This is a genomic window from Anoxybacillus sp. (assembly GCF_036834105.1).
Taxonomy (GTDB): Bacteria; Bacillota; Bacilli; order Bacillales; family Anoxybacillaceae; genus Anoxybacillus.
In genome coordinates, this window is the sequence record NZ_DAITON010000213.1 from 1 (window position 1) to 2,277 (window position 2,277).

Genomic DNA, 2,277 nt, shown 5'->3' on the forward strand with positions numbered 1-2,277 from the left:
CGCCTTCTAAATAAGCGATGGCTGGAAGAACTCGGCGCTGGTCTTTTACGATCGCTTCAACCATCTCAGCAAGGGACGCAGCTGGCGCATAATAAGCGCTACCGTTGCCTAGCAAGTTGACGATTTCACCGCCACCTTTACGCGTACGTTCAACAATGGCATCTAAACGCTCTTTTGGGATTAACGTTTCGAGCGGAATGCCCCCTGCATATGAGTAACGCACAAGCGGTACCATATCGTCTCCATGACCGCCTAAAACAAATCCTGTAATGTCTTTAACAGATAAGTTTAATTCTTGTGCAACAAATGTCCGGAAACGCGCGGTATCTAATACACCAGATTGGCCGATGACGCGGTTTTTCGGAAAGCCTGATTCTTTAAATACTGTATATGTCATCGCATCTACTGGGTTTGTTAAGACGATAATAAAGCAGTTCGGTGAGTATTTAACGACTTCTTTCGTTACAGCTTTCATAATGTTTTGATTTGTCGTTACTAAGTCGTCACGACTCATCCCTGGTTTGCGTGCAATCCCCGCAGTGATGACAACGATGTCCGAATCAGCCGTATCCGCATAATCCGACGTACCAATAATGTTGGCGTCAAAACCAAGAACTGGGCTTGACTCAAGCATATCGAGCGCCTTGCCTTTTGTCGGATTTTCCAATTGTGGAATGTCGACAAGAACGATATCACCTAGCTCTTTTTGCGCTAAAATAAACGCTGTTGTCGCTCCTGTAAATCCAGCACCGATAATTGAGATTTTTTTACGTTTCATACCCACGTTCTTCCATCCCCTTTTTATTTTATTCGCTCATGTTTCGAATGAGGGCATCCGCAAATTCAGAGCATTTCACCTCTGTTGCACCTTCCATTAAGCGAGCAAAATCATATGTGACCACTTTGGATGCAATTGTTTTTTCCATAGAGTCAATAATGAGTTTCGCTGCCTCGTTCCAACCGAGATGTTCAAACATCATTACACCAGATAAAATGACCGATGACGGATTTACTTTATCTAATCCTGCATATTTTGGTGCTGTGCCATGCGTTGCTTCAAAAATTGCATGACCTGTTTCATAGTTAATGTTTGCACCTGGAGCGATACCGATGCCGCCTACTTGTGCTGCAAGCGCATCAGAAATGTAGTCGCCGTTTAAGTTCATCGTTGCAACGACATCAAACTCGCGTGGACGAGTTAAAATTTGTTGTAAGAAAATATCTGCAATCGCATCTTTGATGATAATTTTTCCTGCTGCTTCTGCTTCCGCCTGCGCTCTGTTTGCAGCCTCTTTTCCATCCGTTTCAACGATGCGATCATATTCTGCCCATGTAAACACTTGATCGCCAAATTCTTGCTCAGCTAATTCGTAACCCCAGTTTTTAAACGCACCTTCTGTATATTTCATAATGTTTCCTTTATGAACGAGCGTCACCGATTTGCGGCCGTGTTCAATCGCATATTTAATCGCCGCCCGCACTAATCGTTTCGTTCCTTCCTCTGAAATTGGCTTAATGCCGATTCCTGATGTTTCAGGGAAGCGGATTTTGCGTACGCCCATCTCATTTTGTAAGAAATCGATCACTTTTTTTACTTCTGGCGTTCCTTTCGCATATTCGATTCCAGCATAAATATCTTCCGTATTTTCACGGAAAATAACCATGTCTGTATCTTCAGGGCGCTTAACTGGAGAAGGAACTCCTTTAAAATAGCGAACCGGACGTAAGCATACAAATAAATCGAGCTCTTGGCGAAGCGCAACGTTTAATGAACGAATGCCACCACCGACCGGCGTTGTTAACGGACCTTTAATCGCAATTATGTATTCACGAATCGTATCAAGTGTTTCTTGTGGCAACCATTCACCTGTCAACTTAAACGCTTTTTCACCAGCAAGCACTTCTTTCCAAACGATTTTCCGTTCACCTTTATACGCTTTTTCAACAGCTGCTTCCAATACGCGAGAAGCGGCTGCCCAAATATCTGGACCTGTCCCATCCCCTTCAATAAATGGGATAATTGGATAATTTGGAACGTTTAATACTCCGTTTGTAACTGTAATTTTTTCTCCTTGCATCATCATACCTCCAAATCATGTAGTGTAAAAAGGTGAGAGGTGAACTTCTCACCTTTTCTAAACAATCGTTATGCGCGTTCTTCAAGCGGTACGTACACTTGTCTCATCGGTCCTGTATATTCTGCACGCGGGCGAATGAGACGGTTGTTTTCGTACTGCTCTAAAATGTGCGCGAGCCAGCCTGACATGCGGCTAATAG

3 protein-coding genes are annotated in these 2,277 nt (G+C 43.6%); all 3 read right to left on the reverse strand.

Annotated elements, in window-relative coordinates:
* On the reverse strand, window positions 1-784 hold a 784-nt coding region (mdh, locus tag V7Z64_RS13000; protein ID WP_334110698.1), incomplete at its 3' end, for a malate dehydrogenase.
* 22 nt (window positions 785-806) lie between these two features.
* The gene (icd, locus tag V7Z64_RS13005; RefSeq protein WP_035062862.1) at window positions 807-2,081 is read right to left on the reverse strand and encodes an NADP-dependent isocitrate dehydrogenase; all 1,275 of its coding nucleotides are present in this window, start codon (window positions 2,079-2,081) and stop codon (window positions 807-809) included.
* A 65-nt stretch (window positions 2,082-2,146) separates the two neighbouring features.
* A partial coding sequence (locus V7Z64_RS13010; RefSeq protein WP_334110701.1) for a citrate/2-methylcitrate synthase occupies window positions 2,147-2,277 on the reverse strand: 131 nt, incomplete at its 5' end.

Excerpts from the sequence above, each read along its gene's own strand:
- icd (WP_035062862.1), bottom strand. The coding sequence starts at position 2,081 with ATGATGCAAGGAGAAAAAATTACAGTTACAAACGGAGTATTAAACGTT.